The 16864-nt window shown below is 68.5% G+C and carries 12 protein-coding genes; 6 read left to right on the forward strand and 6 right to left on the reverse strand.

Features of this window, described 5'->3' with window-relative positions:
- Positions 1 to 184: 184 nt before the first annotated feature.
- The 3 genes from J7J50_RS04105 to J7J50_RS04115 all read right to left on the reverse strand — a co-directional run bounded on the left by J7J50_RS04105 (position 185) and on the right by J7J50_RS04115 (position 5549).
- Complete coding sequence (locus tag J7J50_RS04105) at positions 185 to 2080, reverse strand: hypothetical protein (RefSeq protein WP_215057757.1); 1896 nt, start codon at positions 2078 to 2080, stop codon at positions 185 to 187.
- 212 nt (positions 2081 to 2292) lie between these two features.
- Positions 2293 to 3729: a serine hydrolase domain-containing protein gene (locus J7J50_RS04110; RefSeq protein WP_215057756.1), complete on the reverse strand. Its 1437-nt coding sequence runs from the start codon at positions 3727 to 3729 to the stop codon at positions 2293 to 2295.
- A gap of 122 nt (positions 3730 to 3851) precedes the next feature.
- Positions 3852 to 5549 carry an NAD(P)/FAD-dependent oxidoreductase gene (locus J7J50_RS04115; RefSeq protein WP_215057755.1) on the reverse strand — a complete coding sequence of 566 codons (1698 nt, stop codon included), beginning with the start codon at positions 5547 to 5549 and terminating at the stop codon, positions 3852 to 3854.
- Positions 5550 to 5894: 345 nt separating this feature from the next.
- Between J7J50_RS04115 and J7J50_RS04120 the strand changes: the two genes are divergently transcribed.
- Positions 5895 to 7484: a glucan biosynthesis protein D gene (locus J7J50_RS04120; protein ID WP_215057754.1), complete on the forward strand. Its 1590-nt coding sequence runs from the start codon at positions 5895 to 5897 to the stop codon at positions 7482 to 7484.
- 239 nt (positions 7485 to 7723) lie between these two features.
- Here J7J50_RS04120 and mnmG read toward each other — a convergent pair whose 3' ends face one another.
- From mnmG to J7J50_RS04135, 3 genes are all read right to left on the reverse strand, one after another.
- A complete protein-coding gene (gene mnmG / locus J7J50_RS04125) occupies positions 7724 to 9610 on the reverse strand; it encodes a tRNA uridine-5-carboxymethylaminomethyl(34) synthesis enzyme MnmG (protein ID WP_215057753.1) in 1887 nt (628 codons plus the stop codon).
- A 645-nt stretch (positions 9611 to 10255) separates the two neighbouring features.
- Entirely contained in the window at positions 10256 to 10759 is a 504-nt protein-coding gene (locus J7J50_RS04130; RefSeq protein WP_215057752.1) for a hypothetical protein, read from the reverse strand.
- 136 nt (positions 10760 to 10895) lie between these two features.
- Positions 10896 to 11051, reverse strand: coding sequence for a hypothetical protein (locus J7J50_RS04135; protein WP_215057751.1), 156 nt, complete (start codon positions 11049 to 11051; stop codon positions 10896 to 10898).
- A 479-nt stretch (positions 11052 to 11530) separates the two neighbouring features.
- On the opposite strand from J7J50_RS04135, the gene J7J50_RS04140 reads away from it, so the two are divergent.
- The 5 genes from J7J50_RS04140 to J7J50_RS04160 all read left to right on the forward strand — a co-directional run bounded on the left by J7J50_RS04140 (position 11531) and on the right by J7J50_RS04160 (position 16799).
- Entirely contained in the window at positions 11531 to 12205 is a 675-nt protein-coding gene (locus J7J50_RS04140; protein WP_215057750.1) for an ABC transporter ATP-binding protein, read from the forward strand.
- Positions 12189 to 13196: an HlyD family secretion protein gene (locus J7J50_RS04145; protein ID WP_215057749.1), complete on the forward strand. Its 1008-nt coding sequence runs from the start codon at positions 12189 to 12191 to the stop codon at positions 13194 to 13196. Before J7J50_RS04140 ends, J7J50_RS04145 begins: the two co-directional genes overlap by 17 nt.
- A complete protein-coding gene (locus J7J50_RS04150) occupies positions 13193 to 14167 on the forward strand; it encodes an HlyD family efflux transporter periplasmic adaptor subunit (RefSeq protein WP_215057748.1) in 975 nt (324 codons plus the stop codon). Before J7J50_RS04145 ends, J7J50_RS04150 begins: the two co-directional genes overlap by 4 nt.
- Positions 14168 to 14271: 104 nt before the next feature.
- Positions 14272 to 15552, forward strand: coding sequence for a hypothetical protein (locus tag J7J50_RS04155; RefSeq protein WP_215057747.1), 1281 nt, complete (start codon positions 14272 to 14274; stop codon positions 15550 to 15552).
- Positions 15549 to 16799: an ABC transporter permease gene (locus J7J50_RS04160; RefSeq protein WP_343222431.1), complete on the forward strand. Its 1251-nt coding sequence runs from the start codon at positions 15549 to 15551 to the stop codon at positions 16797 to 16799. Before J7J50_RS04155 ends, J7J50_RS04160 begins: the two co-directional genes overlap by 4 nt.
- Positions 16800 to 16864: the final 65 nt, after the last annotated feature.

Genomic DNA, 16864 nt, shown 5'->3' on the forward strand with positions numbered 1-16864 from the left:
ACATGGCCTGAGGTTTGAACTTGGTTGGAAGGACTGTCGCTTTCAACTCCCTCTCCCGCTCGCGGGAGAGGGAACGGTACGCGCGATCGATTGGTCATCGGCGCAGGTGGCTTCGAAATCGATCAGCAGGTAGCGCGTCGGTGTCCTGGTGGGGTGATGACGATCATCGTGGCCGCGCCGCGTTTCACTTCGGCGCGAAGATCTTCGACAAACGGTCCGGCGTGCCTTCGATCCGCTCCAGCTTGGGATAACGCAAGCCGCCGCGGTAATCGATGCGCACGGTCTTGATCACGTCGGCGTTCTTGATGATCAGCTCGATCGGATGCTGCCCGTCTTTCGCAGCGGTCACCGCGTCCTTGAGCCGTTCGCCGTTGCCGGCATAGCCGTTGACCGCGATCAAGGTGCTGCTCGGCGCGATGCCGGCGTTGAACGCCGGGCCGTCCCAGCGCACCGCGTTGATGGTGCCGTCGCTGGCCAGATTCAGGCCCAGCGAATAGGTCAGGTCGGTGTACTTGCGATCGGCCTCGGCGAATTTGACGAAATCGCCCGGCGTGTCGGTGTAGACCAGCTTCCAGCCGCTCGCCGCCACGCCGTCCAGCGGCGAGGCCTTGGCGCCGATGCGCTCGCGCAGGAAAGCGGCCCAGTCGAAATGCGCGACCTTGTTCAAGGACGCGACCACGTCCTCGAATTCATACGGCTTGACCTCGTAGTCGCCGTTCTCGCCGCCGAAGAAATCGCGGGCGAAATCGTCGAGCGACCGCTTCTCGCCGGTCAGCGCGCGCAGCTTGGCATCGACCGCGAGCCAGACCAGCTGGCCGCCGCTGTAGTAGTCCTCGCTGAGCTGATAGCTCTGGTACGACTTCGGCCGGCGCATCGCGATCACCGGGTCCATGGTGGTGTCCTGGATCGAACGCCAGGCCAGGCCGGGGCGATCGTCGGCGTAGCGCGCCACCACCATCGCCAACGCCTCGCGCGCCATCTCCGGCTTCCACAACCCGGCGCGCGCGGTCAGCACATAACCCCAGTACTGGGTCTGGCCTTCGTAGACCCACAGCAGGCCGTCGCTGAGCGGCTGATTGAAATTGCTGGCGGTGATGCCGGCCGGACGACGGTATTTGCCGTTCCACGAGTGCACGAACTCGTGCGCGAGCAGATCGCGGCCGGTGACGCTGGCGCCGTCCCAGCCGGTGAAGTAATCCGTGTCCACGCCGTTCTCGCTGGAACGGTGGTGCTCCAGGCCGTTGCCGCCCATCTGCGCGGACAGCGAGAACAGGAAATCGTAGTGATCGTATTGATGCGAGCCGAACAGCTTGTAGGCCTGCGCGACCAGTTCGCGATGCGGCTTGATCTGCTCGGGCTTGGCTTCGAGAAACTTCGCCGCGTCGGCGACGACGTTGAGCCGCACCGGGGTTTTCGCGCCCGGGTCGAGATCGATCTGCTTGTAGTAGCGGCCGGCGTAAACCGGCGAGTCGAGCAACGTGTCGAACGGCACCGCGCGATAACGCAGGGTGTCGCCCTGGCGCGATTCCAGTTCGAGCGCGGTGCCGGCCTGCCAGCCGGCCGGCAATTTCAGGGTCGGCGCGATCTGGATGCCGCGCGCGTAGTAACCGGCCGGATACAGCGCGACCTGGTTCCATTGCACGTTGAGCATGTCCGCGGTCATCACCACCCGGCCCTGGTTGTTGCCGGTCGGGGTGAGCATGTCGAAGTTCAGCTCGATCTCGCTCACGCCCTGCGGCACGTCGAGCTTGAAGGCGTAGACGTCGAGCGGATCGCGCGACCATTCGATCGGCTGGCCGTTGCCGCTGATGCGCAGGCCGGCGAGCTTGTCGATCGGCCCGGTCGGCGAGTGATTGCCCTGGATCCACTGCGGGAACAGCAAGGTCAGCGGCCCGGCCTGGACCGGGATGCGCTGATGCGCGTGCAGCACGCGCCGGGCGATGTCGGTGGCATCGACCTGCAGCTGCAAGGTGCCCGGATACGGCGTATCGCGCGGCGCCGCGGTTTGCGCGCGCGCGGCCGACAGCGGCAGCGCCGCGGCGATCATCAGGGGCAGCAGGGCAAGGCAGGGTCGAAGCATGGACGGAACTCCGGCGACGCGCGGGACTGGATTGAGCATCCTAACCATGCGCCCGCGCTTGCCCCCTGCCATTGGGCATAGAAGCGCGAAGCCGGCGCGGGGGCGACTGATTGCGCACACCGCCTGCGCATGATGGGGAATCCTTGCGCGCGGCGAGACCGGCATCGCGGCGCCGGCGCCGCCTCAGGCGCCGGGACGGCCCGCTCGACGGGTCACGGCTTGGGCAAGGGCTCGTCGCTGCGCGCGGTCAGCTGGCTCTCGCCGATGCCGTCGGCGAAGTAACGCATGGCGGTGACGGTGCCCTGGCCGTCGCGCTGCAACTGCAGCCGCGACAGGCCGTTGAGATAGGCGTAGGTATCGCGCGCCACCGGCGTGAGCGCGATGCGCGAGCCGCCCAGGCGCTGCTGGGTCAGCACGCCATCGACCACCCGCAGGGCCCAGGCGTGCTGCGGGTTCTTGCGGTACACGCCTTCGGCCTGCGTGAGCGTGGCCGCGTCCAGCGGCACGGCGATTACCGCCGGATACGGATCGCCGAGCGCGACCGCGGCCAGCTTGCGCGCCAGTCCTTCCGGATTGACGCCGTCCTTGAGCGCGGAATCGGAATTGGACAGCACCGCCACCGTGGTCTTGCCGTCGGGCAGATAGAGCAGGAACGTGGCGAAACCGAAGATGCCGCCGCCGTGGCCGAGACCGCCGTGGCCGTGCGCATAGGCCTTGGCGATGCCGTAGCCGTAGCCGCCTTCGCGCGCCTTGCCTTCGGGCGTGGTCATCGCCCGATAGCTGTCGGGCTTGAGCACCTGGCCGTTGTGCAGGGCCAGGTTCCAGCGCAGCAGATCGTCGAGCGAGGACACCAGCGCGCCGGCCGCGTGCGGCTGGCTCATGTCGAGATAGTTCATCGGCGCATTGCCGCCGTCGCCGCGGGTGTAGCCGCCGACGTAGCCCGGAATCAGCGCGTGCACGTCGCCGTAGCGCGTGTGCTTCAGGCCCAGCGGCTTGAACAGGGCCTGGTCGAGATAGTCGTACCAGCGTTGTCCGCTCGCCGCCTCGATCACCGCGCCGACCAGCACATAGCCGGAGTTGTTGTAGGCGTAGCCCTGCCCCGGCGCGAAATCCACCGGCAGGTTCTTGAACACATCGATCAGCGCCTGAGTGCTCAGATCGCGCTTGATCGACTCGTTCATGTAGCCGTCGATGCCGGTGTAGCTCTTCACCCCGGAGGTGTGATTGAGCAACTGGCGCACGCTGATCGCACCGCCGCTGGGGAAATCCTTGACGTATTTGGACAGCGGATCGTCGAGACCGACCTTGCCGGCCTCGACCAGTTTCATCACTCCGGCCGCGGCGAATTGTTTCGTCACCGAGCCCAGGCGGAACACTTGATCTGGCGCCAGCGGCACGCCGAGTTCGATGTTGGCCAGCCCGCGCGCGCCGCGATACAGCACCTGATCGCCGCGCGCGACCAGGACCACGACGCCCGGCCCGCCCTCGGGGACGCTGTCGGCCAGCAAGGTCTGCGCATAGATCGCGACGTCGGCCGCGGAGGCGGGCCTGGACGCCTCGGACACCGCCGTCGCCGCGGCCGCCGATGCGAACGACAACGGCGCGACACACAGGCCGGCGCACAGCGCGGCCGAGAACCATAGGCGCATGACCACTCCCTTTGCATGGATGTGGCACGACCATACGTGGCGTGGCGGCGCCGCGACATGGCCGGAAGTCAGGGCATGCGGCGACGCGATGCGCGGGGCGGACGGCGCGGGCGCGCCGCGGTTTACGCCGGGCGCGTCGCGCCGGCCATGAGGCTCATCGCCACCGCTTCGGCGGCCTTGATCCCGTCCACCGCCGCCGACAGGATGCCGCCGGCATAACCGGCGCCCTCGCCGGCCGGGAACAGGCCGCGCGTGTTGAGGCTGTGGCCGTCGGCGCCGCGGGTGATGCGCAGCGGCGAGGACGTGCGCGTCTCCACGCCGGTGAGCATCGCATCGGCCATGGCGAAGCCCTTGATCTGCTTGTCGAAGGCCGGCAGCGCTTCGCGGATCGCGGCGATCGCGTAATCGGGCAGCGACGCGCTCAGATCGCTCAGGCGCACGCCCGGCGTATATGAGGGTTGCACCGCGCCGAGCGCGGCCGATGCGCGGCCGGCGAGGAAATCGCCGACGCGCTGGCCCGGCGCTTCGTATTCGCCGCCGCCCAGGGCGAAGGCCTGCGCCTCCCAATGCCGCTGCAGGGCGATGCCGGCCAGCGGGCTGCCGCTGTCGTCATAGGGCTTGAAGTCGTCCGGGGTGATGCCGACCACGATCGCCGCGTTGGCGTTGCGTTCGTTGCGCGAGTACTGGCTCATGCCGTTGGTGACCACGCGGCCGGGCTCGCTGGCGGCGGCGACCACGGTGCCGCCCGGACACATGCAGAAGCTGTAGACCGAGCGGCCGTTGCGGCAGTGATGGACCAGCTTGTAATCGGCGGCGCCGAGAATCTCGTGACCGGCCTGCGGGCCGAAGCGCGCGGCGTCGATCAGCGATTGCGGGTGCTCGATGCGGAACCCGATCGAGAACGGCTTGGCCTCCATGAACACGCCGCGCTCGTGCAGCATCGTGAAGGTGTCGCGCGCGCTGTGGCCGACCGCGAACACGACGTGGTCCGCGCGCAGTTGCGCGCCGTCGGCCAACGTCACGCCGCGTAGTTGCCCGTCTTCGATCAGCACGTCCTCGACCCGCTGCGAGAAGCGGATTTCGCCGCCCAGCGATTCGATCGTCGCGCGCATGTTCTCGACCATCGACACCAGGCGGAAGGTGCCGATGTGCGGCTTGCTGACGTAGAGGATTTCTTCCGGCGCGCCGGCCAGGACGAATTCGGTCAGCACCTTGCGGCCGTGATGCAGCTTGTCGCTGATCTGGCTGTAGAGCTTGCCGTCGGAGAACGTGCCCGCGCCGCCTTCGCCGAACTGCACGTTCGACTCGGGATTGAGCACGCGCTTGCGCCACAGGCCGAAGGTGTCCACGGTGCGTTCGCGCACGGCCTTGCCGCGTTCGAGGATGATCGGCTTGAAGCCCATCTGCGCCAGGATCAGGCCGGCGAACAGGCCGCACGGGCCCATGCCGATCACGATCGGCCGCAGCGGCAGCGCGGCCGGCGCGCGGGCGACGAATTTGTACGCGGTGTCGGGCGTGGGCAGCACCTTGCCGGTATCGGCGGGGGCGGCGTTCTTGCCGTTGTTCTTGCCGGCCTTGGGCGCCGGCGCGGCGGGCGCGTCGGGGCCCAGGCGCTGGAGGATTTCCGCCTCGCGCGGCGTGTCCACGTCCAGCGAATAGATCAGCACGATGCCGCCGCGCTTGCGCGCATCGTAGCTGCGCTTGGCGATGGTGTAGCCGGTCAGGTCGGCCGCGGCGATGCCCAGGCGGGCGAGGATGGCGTCGGTAAGCGCGCTGGCCGGGTGGTCGAGCGGCAGGCGGAGGTCGGTGAGTCGAAGCATGGGCGATATTCTAAGAGGCTTCGGTGGTGGGTGTTTTTTTGCCGAGGTTGCGCGTGCCCTCACCCCGGCCCTCTCCCGCAAGCGGGAGAGGGAGCAAACACAGCGCATCCCTTCTCCCGCAAGCGGGAGAGGGAGCAAACACAGCGCATCCCTTCTCCCGCATGCGGGAGAGGGAGCAGACACAGCGCATCCCTTCTCCCGCATGCGGGAGAAGGTGCCCGAAGGGCGGATGAGGGCCCGCGCCCGCAACCGCGACACACACCCCGCCCTAGACACCGCCCTAACCACCATCGCACCCGGATTGGCTAGCATGCTCAACCCCCTTGCCACGACGTCGCCGGCCCCATGATCCGACGCCAGTTCCTCAAATCCGCGGCCGGCGCCCTGGCCGCCTTCGGCCTGCCCTTGCCCGCGCTCGCCCTGACCGGCCCGGCCGCGACCCAGCTCGGCGCGGCGCAGCCGTTCGACTTCGCCACCCTCAAGGGCCAGGCCCGCGCGCTGGCCTCGAAGGCCTACGCGCAGCGCAGCACCACCCTGCCGCCGGCGCTGGCGGCGTTGAACTGGGACCAGTACCAGTCGATCCGCTTCCGCCGCGATCACGCCCTGTGGGGTGGCGGCGACGGCAAGTTCCTGGCGCAGTTCTTCCATCTGGGCCTGTTCTTCAAATCGCCGGTGCGCATGTACGAACTCGCCGGCGGCCAGGCGCGCGAGATCGCCTACGACCCGGAAATGTTCGACCGCGCGCGCAGCGGCATCCAGGGCAAGCCATTGCCGGCCGACCTGGGCTTCGCCGGTTTCCGCCTCAACACCCGCAAGGACCCCGAGCGCGATTTCGCCGCGTTCCTGGGCGCGAGCTATTTCCGCGCGGTCGGCGTGGAAGGCCAGTACGGCCAGTCCGCGCGCGGTCTGGCGATCGACACCGGCACCGGTCACGCGGAGGAGTTCCCGGACTTTATCGCCTACTGGCTGGAACGCCCGTCGGCCGATTCCGACACCGTGGTGGTGTACGGCCTGCTCGATTCGCCCAGCGTCGCCGGCGCGTACCGTTTCGCGATCACGCCGGGTGAGGTGCTGCTGATGGACATCGATTGCGCGCTGTACCCGCGCAAGAGCATCGAGCGCCTCGGCCTGGGCCCGTGCACCAGCATGTACCAGGCCGGCGAGAACGACCGCCGCATGGACTGGGACTGGCGCCCGGAAATCCACGACACCGACGGCTTGGCGATGTGGACCGGCGGCGGTGAATGGATCTGGCGCCCGCTGTGCAATCCCGAACACCTGCGCTTCAACATGTTCAGCGACGAAAATCCGCGCGGCTTCGGCCTGTTGCAGCGCGACCGCAACTTCGATCATTACCAGGACGACGGCGTGTTCTACGACAAGCGCCCGTGCCTGTGGGTCGAACCCAAGCAAGGCTGGGGCGCGGGCTCGGTGCAGTTGGTCGAGATTCCGACCCTGGACGAAACCTTCGACAACATCGTCGCGTTCTGGAACCCGCGCGAGAAACCGCAGGCCGGGCAGGAGCTGCTGTACGGCTATCGCCTGTACTGGGGCGCGCAGCCGCCGGCGTTGCCCAAGCTCGCCCATTGCGTCTCCACGCGCACCGGCCTGGGCGGCCGCATCGGCTTCAAGCGCGATTATTTTTCCCAGCGCTTCGCGGTGGATTTCGCCGGCGGATCGCTGGCGCCGTTGGCCAGGCGCGACGCCACCGTCGAGCCGGTGATCCAGATCGGCAAGGGCACGCTGGAAACCGTGTCCTGCCGGCCGTTGCACGAAATCGACGGTTATCGGGTGATGTTCGACGCGGTGCCGCCGGGGGATTCGACCGAGCAGATCGATTTGCGCCTGTTCCTCAAGAACGACAGCGGCGCGCTGAGCGAAACCTGGCTGTATCAGTGGTCGCCGCCGGCTAAGACGGATCGCAAGGTTTATTGAGGTTGGGGTTTGTCGTCGGTGGAAGCAAATCCCCCCTGCCCCCCTTTTTCAAAGGGGGGAACAGCAAAAGCGACAGCGAGCTAGCTCCTGACCATCGACCAAGCGCGTCAATTCGCCCCCTTTGAAAAAGGGGGCCAGCGCCCGACGAAAAAGATCGCCGCGCGAAACCTCAGCGCGGGGGATTTGCTCCGGCGACGAAACACTTCGGAAACCGAACCGCCCTCATCGCCCGAAGAAAATCACGCCACCCGCGCCCGCCGCGCCCGCGTCAAATGCACCAGCAGCAGCGAAATCGCCGCCGGCGTCATGCCCGGAATGCGCTGCGCCTGGCCCACGGTCTGCGGCCGCACGCGCTCCAGCTTCTGCTGCACTTCCAGCGACAACCCGCGCACCGCGGCGTAGTCGAACCCGTCCGGAATCGGCGTGCTCTCGTTGCGCTGCTGGCGCTCGATCTCATCGCGCTGACGATCCAGATACCCGGCGTACTTCACGCCGATCTCGACCTGCTCGGCGACCTCGGCCTCCGCCACGGCCGGACCCAGCGACGGCACCTGCATCAGCTTGGCGTAGTCGATCTCCGGACGCTTAAGCAGATCGCGCGCGCTGCATTCGCGGCTGACCTCGATGCCCAGGGTCTGCGCGATCTCGCGGCCGAGCGCGTTGTTCGGCGCCGCCCACACGCCCGCCAGGCGCGCGCTCTCGCGCTCGACCGCCTCGCGCTTGCGCTCGAAGTGCGTCCAGCGCGCCTGCTCGACCAGTCCCAGCTCGCGCCCGACCGGGGTCAGGCGCAGATCGGCGTTGTCCTCGCGCAGCTGCAACCGGTACTCGGCGCGCGAGGTGAACATGCGATAGGGCTCGCTGGTGCCGTGGGTGATCAGATCATCGACCAGCACGCCGATGTAGGCCTCGTCGCGGCGCGGGCTCCAGCCGTCCACGCCGCGCACGAAGCGCGCCGCGTTGACGCCGGCCAACAGGCCTTGCGCCGCGGCTTCCTCGTAACCGGTGGTGCCGTTGATCTGGCCGGCGAAGAACAAACCGGCCACGGCCTTGGTCTCCAGCGTGGTCTTGAGGCCGCGCGGATCGAAGAAGTCGTATTCGATGGCGTAGCCCGGCCGGGTGATGTGGGCGTTCTCGAAGCCGCGGATCGAACGCACCAGGTCCAGCTGCACGTCGAACGGCAGCGAGGTCGAGATGCCGTTCGGGTAGATCTCGGCCACGTCCAGGCCCTCGGGCTCGACGAAGATCTGGTGGCTGGCCTTCTCCGCGAAGCGCACCACCTTGTCCTCGATCGAGGGGCAGTAGCGCGGGCCGATGCCTTCGATCTGGCCGGTGTACAGCGGCGAGCGGTCCAGCGCGCCGCGGATGATCTCGTGGGTGCGCTCGCTGGTATGGGTGATCCAGCACGAGACCTGACGCGGATGGTCGGCCCGCGTGCCCATGAAGGACATGACCGGACGCGGATCGTCGCCCGGCTGCTCTTCCATCACCGAGTAGTCCAGGCTGCGCCCGTCGATGCGCGGCGGCGTGCCGGTCTTCAGGCGATCGACCGCGAACGGGCCTTCGCGCAGGCGCGCGGCCAGCGCGGTCGCGGGCGGATCGCCGGCGCGGCCGGCGGCGTAGGTGGTCTGGCCGACGTGGACCTTGCCGGCGAGGAAGGTGCCGGCGGTCAGGACCACGGCCGGCGCGTCGAAGCGCAGGCCGGTCTGGGTGACCACGCCGGTCACGCGGCCGTTGTCGAAGGCGATGTCATCGACCGCGGCCTGGAACATCGTCAGTCCCGGCTGCGCTTCGACCGCGCGGCGGATGAAGGCGCGGTACAGCGCGCGATCGGCCTGGCAGCGGGTGGCGCGCACCGCCGGGCCCTTGCTGGCGTTGAGCCGCCGCCACTGGATGCCGGCGGCGTCGGCCGCGCGCGCCATGACGCCGCCGAGCGCGTCGATCTCCTTGACCAGATGGCCCTTGCCGATACCGCCGATGGCCGGATTGCAGCTCATGGCGCCGACCGTCTCGACCGAATGCGTCAGCAACAAGGTGCGCGCACCGGCGCGCGCCGAGGCCAGCGCGGCTTCGGTGCCGGCATGGCCGCCGCCGATCACGATCACGTCGTATTGGTAGAAGTCGCTCATGGGGCCGGGAATCGGGAATCGGGAATCGGGAATCGGGAATCGGGAATCAACAGCGTAAAGCCGCGATTGCTCACGGGACATGATCTCACGCTGCCGCGCTTTACCTGTTCCCGATTCTCAATTCCCGATTCCCGGCCCGCCTCACTTGGCACGGTTCATGCGTAGCTACTCATGCACCTTGCGGGGCAGGCGCTAGACGCCGGCTGGAATTGGAACAGGGGCTGGCCAAGCGCTCGCGGGGGAAGCCGGGGGGCCGAATGTCGGGGGACATTCGGCCCCTTTTTATTGCCCGCGCGCTGCGCGCCGGGCGGCTGCGCAGCAGCCACGCCACGGCGTTCGCCAATGTGCGGGGCCCGCAACCAACTTACTGATCTCAAACGAAAAAGCGCGCGTGGATACGCGCGCTTTTTCGTTTTGCCCCGCTCGCGGGGAAATGGGCGCCGACGCCTGACGGGGACGGAACAGGGGGGATCCGTGATTCCTCGCCAGGCGCCGACATAGAAGCCTGTGCTTACCGAAAACGTCCAAATACGACGTAAGCGGTCAGTAGCGGTAGATTGCGGTCACTCCGGCCCGAACGCAAGTGCGCCCCGTTCCAATTCCGGCGACTGCCGGGGCAAGCCCCGGCAGCCGGCAAGTCACTGTTCAGCGTTCGGCGTTGCGCCATTCCTTCCAGCTGCGGCCACCGTCGGCGCGTCCGGACGGTGCCGAGGGCGCCGACATCCGCGGTTGCGGCATCGAGCGCGGCTGCGGCATGGAGCGCGGTTGCTGCATCGCCGGGTTGTCGTTGCGCGGCGCCCAGGCGCCGCCGCCGATCGGACGCGCGTCGCGCCAGGACACGCCGCCGTCGGCGCGCGTGGACGGCCGCGACGGATAGCCCGGGTTCGGGTTCGGGTTCGGATTGCTGGGCGGCCGGTGCGGACGGCTGGGGTAGTAGTAGCGCGGGTAGCCGTAACCGTACGGATAGCCGTTGTAGTACGGATAACCGCCGTAGTAGCCGTAACCACCGTTGCGATAGCGATAGGACTCGCCGTACGGGTAGTACCCGTAGCCGGGCGCGTAACCGCCGTAGCCGCCGTAGTCGACGCTGGGACGGCCGTAGTAGTACGAACCGCCGCCGCCTCCGCCGCGCAGGGAATAATCGGACACGCAACCCGCCAACAGGCCGGCTGCGACTAATGGAACTATGAGTTTACGGATCATGGCAGACCCCCCGGGTAGGATTTCAGAGTCTGCCTGATGCGTTGAACTCGGGCTTAACTCAGCCCGGCAACGCTTATACGGTTCAGGCCTGGGTTTCGCCCGGCGCGGAGGGCGTATCGGCCTGCAGGTCGATGTGCGCCGGCGCCTGGGTGACGTTGTCCAGGGCCGGCGGCGGATCGCAACCGGTGAGCAGGACGACCAGACCGACGGCAAGGCAGAACGAAAATTTGCGGAACATGGCGGAATCCCCTGTTGTGGGTCTCGGGTGAGTCGTACTGGATAGGTCCGTCCGCGCAAGGCGCGGCGACGGACATAGCGCCGGCTGTCCTGATGGTCCCGACCGCGGACGATCCCGTCCGCGCGAACCGGAAGCTCTGGAAGGGCTCCGCAGCCGATTCCTCGCGAGGCACCGTGCGGCAAAACCTTCGATCAGCGCAATACCTAAACTAACGATGACTGACATCGCAATTGCGGCACGGGTTCACAGTTCGCCGGGTGTAAGACGTTTGCTCTATATCGCCGGTCAATGAGCGCGTCGTCTGCGCGGTAAGCTAAACCGCGCAGACGACGGACCCACGCGCGCTGTCTGGTACGGCGTGCGAGCGCGTCGGGCCGGGAACCTGCGCGCGGCTTGCGCGGTCACTTCCTCTATGACGGTTCGACGGCCGCCGCTTGGGCCCGTCGTGGTGCTTTCCTTGAATTCTGGCCTGGTTTTCGATGATCGAATTGGATGCGGTCCATCGTCGCTACGAGATGAATGGGCAGGCGGTGAACGCATTGGCCGGAGTGGATCTGAAGATCGCCGCCGGCGAGTTCGTGGCCATCACCGGCGCATCGGGCTCGGGTAAATCCAGCCTGCTCAATATTCTCGGCTGCCTGGACCGCCCCACCCGCGGGCGCTATCTGATCGAAGGCCGCGACGTGGCCGAATTCGACGACGAGGCCGCCAGCGACATCCGCAATCGCCGCATCGGCTTCGTCTTCCAAAGCTTCCATCTGCTGCCGCGGCTGAGCGTGCTGGAGAACGTGCTGCTGCCGCTGCGCTTTCATCGCGAACCGCCGGCCGACGCGCACGCGCATGCGCATGAACTGCTCGGCCGCGTCGGCCTGGGCGATCGCAGCAGCCATCGCCCCAGCGAGTTGTCGGGCGGCCAACAACAACGCGCGGCGATCGCCCGCGCCCTGCTGCTGCGGCCGGCGCTGCTGCTGGCCGACGAGCCCACCGGCAACCTGGATTCCAAGAGCGCGGCCGACGTGCTCGATCTGATCGGCGAAGTCCACAGCGGCGGCCAGACCGTGGTGCTGGTGACCCACGACCGCGACCTCGCCGCGCGCGCGCCGCGCGAGGTGCGCCTGCACGACGGCAAGGTCGATCATGACTCGGCGGCCTGAGCGCATGCGCGCGCGCGTCGGCGCATCCCTCGCCGTCGGCGCGGCGCTGTCGGCGCTCGCGGGCGCGGCCTGCGCCGCGGTGCTGACCGGCGAGGTGCGCTCGGTCGGCGCGCAGGTGATCTATACGCCGCAATCCAACACAGCGCCGGTGGCGATCCGCTATTTCGTGCCCGAAGGCCAGTCGGTCAAGGCCGGCGAGGTGGTGCTGCGCATCGATCCGGGCCAGGCCGGCACGCAGATTCCCGAACTCGAAGCCAAGATCGAGCAGGCGCGGGCCAAGGCGGCGAAGGAACTGGCCGAACTCGAGGTCAAGGCGGTCGATGCCGAAGTGGCGGTGGCCGAAGCGCAGGCCGCGCTGGCCACGGCGGAGATCGAGGCGGCGATTCCGCGCACGCTGATCTCGCAACTGGACTACGACCGCCATCAGGGCGATCTGGACAAGACCACGCGCGAAAACCGGCTCAAGCACGAACTGCTCGACACCGCCCGCGCCGCGGTCGCGCGGCGCCGCAGCGACGGCCAGCTGGAAGTGAACAAGCTGGTGATCCAGCGCGATTACTACGCCGCGCTGCTGCGCCAGTCGGAAGTGCGCGCCGAGCGCGACGGCGTGGTCCTGCATGGATTCAACAACAACTGGATCGGTGGACGCATCGACGAAGGCAGTTCGACCATGCCCGGCAGCCGCGCCGGCGAAGTGGTCGGCAGCGGCGGCGGCATGCAGGTGCGCGCCTGGGCGCTGGAACCGGACCGGCGCGGCCTGCGGGTCGGCCAGCGCGTGCAACTGAGTTTCGACGCCCTGCCGCGCCAGCGCGTGCAGGCGACGATCGGCGCGATCGCCGGCGCGCCGGATCGCAAATCCGAATGGGGCGAAGGCCGTTACTTCACCATCGACATCGATCTGCCGCCCAGGCACGGGCTGCCGCTGTTGCCGGGCATGAGCGTGCGGGTGACCGCCGCCAGCGCCGCGCCCGCCGCTGGAGCGCAGCGATGACGCGTCTGTGGGCGGCGTTGCTGCTGGCATCGAGCCTGCCGGCCGCGGCCGCGCCGCTGCGCGTGGACGGCGAGGTCTATGCGCGGCGCACCTCGGCGCTGATGCCGCCGAGCGTGGAGCGCATGTGGCAGTTCAACATCACCCAGCTCGCCACCGACGGCGCGCCGGTCAAGCGCGGCCAGCAGGTGATCAGCTTCGACAGCAGTGAGGTGATCAAGCAGCTCACGGAAAAGCAAAGCCAGCTCAAGGAAAAACACAGCGAGCTGGAAAAACTCGACCTGGAACTGGCCGAACGCGAACGCAGCGAGCGCCTGGCCACGTCCGAAGCGCAGGCGGCCTTGGACAAGGCCCAGCGCAAGACCCAGCAACCGGCCGAACTGATCGCCGGCATCGAATACCGCAAGCTGGTGGTCGCGCGCGCGCAGATGGAACGCAAGTTGGCGCTGGCGCAGCGGCGCGAACTATTGTCGGCCGAACAACGCCGGCAGGAACGCCGCCTGCTCGCGGCCGAGCGCGCGCAACTGCAGGCCGACGTCGATCGTCTGCAGCGCTCGCTCGGCGCCTTGAACGTGATCGCGCCGCGCGACGGCCTGATGATGCATCGCAGTAATTTCGAAGGCGAAAAATACGACGTGGGCTCGCAAGTCTGGGTCGGCCAGACCGTGGCGGAGATTCCCGACATGAGCACGCTGGCGGTGCGCGCCGAACTGCCCGAGCGCGATCTGCAGAAGGTCAGCGTCGGCGCGCCGGTGCGTATCGTGGTCGAAGGCGGCGCCGGCAGCGTGCTGCGCGGGCATATCGCCTCGGTCGGCCGCGCGGTGCGCAGCAAGTCGCAGGTGCAGCCGGTGCCGGTGCTGGATCTGGACGTGCAACTCGACGATCCGCGCGCGCCACTGCGTCCGGGGCAGGCGGTGCGGGTGGAGATCGCGGCACCGGTGGCGGCGAAGTCGGCGGGGAGTGCGGCGCGATGAGGTTTGCGCTGGGCGCGCGGGTTGCGGCGGTGCGCGTGGGTGCGCGCGGCGATCGAGGCGGGTTGTGCGCGATGGGGTGTCGTGGCCTTGGGCGTATGCGGGCGGTGGTTATTAACCTCTTCGGTTGGTTCCTGCCCCTGCTGTGGCTGAGCGGCTGCTCAAGCGACATCGCCCCCGCTGCCACCGAAACCCTGGCGCAGGCGCCGCTGCAGCTGAGCGTGCGCGGCGAAGGCGAACTCAAATCGGCCAAGTCCACGCCGCTCAACGTGCCCGGCCGCAACTGGGCGGCGCGTCAGGTCGAGTGGATGCTGCCCGAAGGCAGCGCGGTCAGGAAAGGCGACCTGATCGCACGCTTCTCGGCCGAACAAGGCAAGCAGGAACTCGCCCAGACCCTGATCGACGTGCAGCGCAATCTGCTCGCGCGCGCGGCCAAGCAGGGCGATCTGGAAACCGCGCAGAGCAAGGTCGCGGTCGATCTGGCCCAGGTCGCGGTGCAGTTGGGCATCGCCGACCGCTACGCCAACGCCGACCTGAGCACGATGGCGCGCAACGAAGTGCTCGACGCGGTGCAGGACCGGCGCTTTCTGACCGAGAAACGCGAGACCCTGCAATGGCAGCGCGGCCAGTCCGGCGTGCGCGGCGGCGCGGAACTGGCGGTGCTCGACGCGCAGCGCGCGACCTTCGACATCGCCGCCAAGACTCGCCAGGCCGACCTGGACGCGCTGGAGTTGCGCGCGCCCAACGACGGCGTGCTGATGCTGGCGAGCAACTGGTCCGGCGACAAACCCAACATCGGCGCAACCCTGCGCGCGGGGTTCGACTACGGCAGCCTGCCCGACGCCTCGTCGATGGAGCTGGACCTGAGCCTGCCGCAGATCGAGGCGCAAGGCATCCACGCCGGCAACGCCGTGGAGATGTTTCCGGTCGGCCGGCCCGAACAGAAGATCGTCAGCAAACTGTCCTGGGTCGCCAGCGCGGCCAAGGTGCGCAGCCAGGAAAGCCCGGTGAAGTATCTGAGCATGAAGGCGCCGATTCCGGCCGAGGCGATCGCGCGCTACAAGCTGGTGCCGGGGCAACGGCTGCAGGCGCGGGTGATTTTGTTCGACGCGCGCGCCTTGAGCGTGGCCAACGTGGCGATCGACAGCGACGACGGCCGCGACTACGTGCGCGTGCGCGACGGCGGCGATTTCCTGCGCCGCGAGGTCAAGCTCGGCGTGCGCGGGCCGGCGCGTTCGCAGGTGCTGGCGGGCCTGCGCGCCGGCGATGAAGTCTTGCTGGCCGAGGCCGGCGCGATCGAAACCGCGGCGCCGTCGAAGGAGCCCTCGGGCAACGACGCCGGCGCGAGCAAGCCGGCCGCGCGCGCGACCCCGGCGGCGCGTCCGTGAGCCGCGCCTTGCGCTGGCTGCCGCCGATCTGGCGCGAAGCGGTCGAGGAACTGTGGCGGCGGCGTCTGCGCACCCTGCTGACCTTGCTCGGCATGATCTTCGGCGTCGGCGCGATCGTGGCGATGCAGGCGGTCGGCGAAGGCAGCCGGCGCGAAGCGCTGCGCCTGGTCGAAAGCCTGGGCCTCAACAATCTGATCGCCGAGGCCAAGCCGCAGGACGAAAACAGCCTGCGCGAGACCCGCGCGCGCAGCCTGGGCCTGAGCCTGGCCGACGCGGACGCCGCGCTGGCGGTGGTGCCCGGCGCGCAGCGCTACGCCGCGGAGAAACCGATCCGCACCCATTCGGTCTTCAGCGACGCCGGCCGCAGCGATGCCCAGGCCAGCGGCGTGAGCCCGGACTATTTCGACTTGTCGTCGCTGCGCATCGCCAAGGGCCGCGCCTTGACCGACGCCGACGATCGCGCCCTGGCCGCGGTCGCGGTGTTGGGCCATCAGGCGGCGGCGGACCTGTTTCCCGGCGTGGACCCCATCGGCCAGGACCTGAAGGTCAACCACGTGTGGCTGCAAGTGGTCGGCGTGCTGGCCGATCGCGACCTGAGCAAGGATCAGTTCGAAGGCGTGCAGTTGGGGCTGGAGAGCAACCGCGTGTATCTGCCGCTGGCCAGCGCGCGGGCGCGCTTCAAGTTCCAGCCACAGGAGGACGAGGTCGATCGCTTCGTGCTGCGCTTGCGCGATCCCTCGCAACTCGCCGCCGGCGCGCGGGTGCTGTCGACCGTGCTCAATCAGCGCCACGCCGGCATGCCCGACTTCCGCCTGGTGGTGCCGCAGCAATTGTTCCAGCAGCATCAGAAAACGCAGCGCATCTTCCGCGTGGTGATGGGCGCGATCGCCGGCGTGAGCCTGTTGGTGGGCGGCATCGGCATCATGAACATCATGCTCGCCAACGTGCTGGAGCGGCGGCGCGAGATCGGCCTGCTGCGCGCGCTCGGCGCGCGGCGGCGCGACGTGATCGCGCAGTTCCTGCGCGAAGCGACGGTGATCTGCGTGTCGGGCGCGGCATTGGGGTTGTTGTTCGGGGTCGCGCTGGCGTATCTGATCGCCGCCTTCGCCGGCTGGCAGGTGGCGTGGGCGCCGATCCCGGTGTTGCTGTCGGCGCTGTTCTGCGCCGCGGTGGGTCTGGGCTTCGGCGTGTATCCGGCGCGGCAGGCGGCCAGGCTGGACCCGATCGCGGCGCTGCGCCACGACTGACGTCGATGCGGATTCCCCCCTTTGAAAAAGGGGGGCCAGGGGGAATTTGCTTTGGGGCTGTCCTA

Origin of the sequence: Lysobacter sp. ISL-50, assembly GCF_018612875.1 — a bacterium.
Lineage (GTDB): Bacteria > Pseudomonadota > Gammaproteobacteria > Xanthomonadales > Xanthomonadaceae > Lysobacter.

Excerpts from the sequence above, each read along its gene's own strand:
- J7J50_RS04105 (WP_215057757.1), bottom strand. The coding sequence starts at position 2,080 with ATGCTTCGACCCTGCCTTGCCCTGCTGCCCCTGATGATCGCCGCGGCG.
- J7J50_RS04110 (WP_215057756.1), bottom strand. The coding sequence starts at position 3,729 with ATGCGCCTATGGTTCTCGGCCGCGCTGTGCGCCGGCCTGTGTGTCGCG.
- J7J50_RS04115 (WP_215057755.1), bottom strand. The coding sequence starts at position 5,549 with ATGCTTCGACTCACCGACCTCCGCCTGCCGCTCGACCACCCGGCCAGC.
- J7J50_RS04120 (WP_215057754.1), top strand. The coding sequence starts at position 5,895 with ATGATCCGACGCCAGTTCCTCAAATCCGCGGCCGGCGCCCTGGCCGCC.
- mnmG (WP_215057753.1), bottom strand. The coding sequence starts at position 9,610 with ATGAGCGACTTCTACCAATACGACGTGATCGTGATCGGCGGCGGCCAT.
- J7J50_RS04135 (WP_215057751.1), bottom strand. The coding sequence starts at position 11,051 with ATGTTCCGCAAATTTTCGTTCTGCCTTGCCGTCGGTCTGGTCGTCCTG.
- J7J50_RS04140 (WP_215057750.1), top strand. The coding sequence starts at position 11,531 with ATGATCGAATTGGATGCGGTCCATCGTCGCTACGAGATGAATGGGCAG.
- J7J50_RS04145 (WP_215057749.1), top strand. The coding sequence starts at position 12,189 with ATGACTCGGCGGCCTGAGCGCATGCGCGCGCGCGTCGGCGCATCCCTC.
- J7J50_RS04150 (WP_215057748.1), top strand. The coding sequence starts at position 13,193 with ATGACGCGTCTGTGGGCGGCGTTGCTGCTGGCATCGAGCCTGCCGGCC.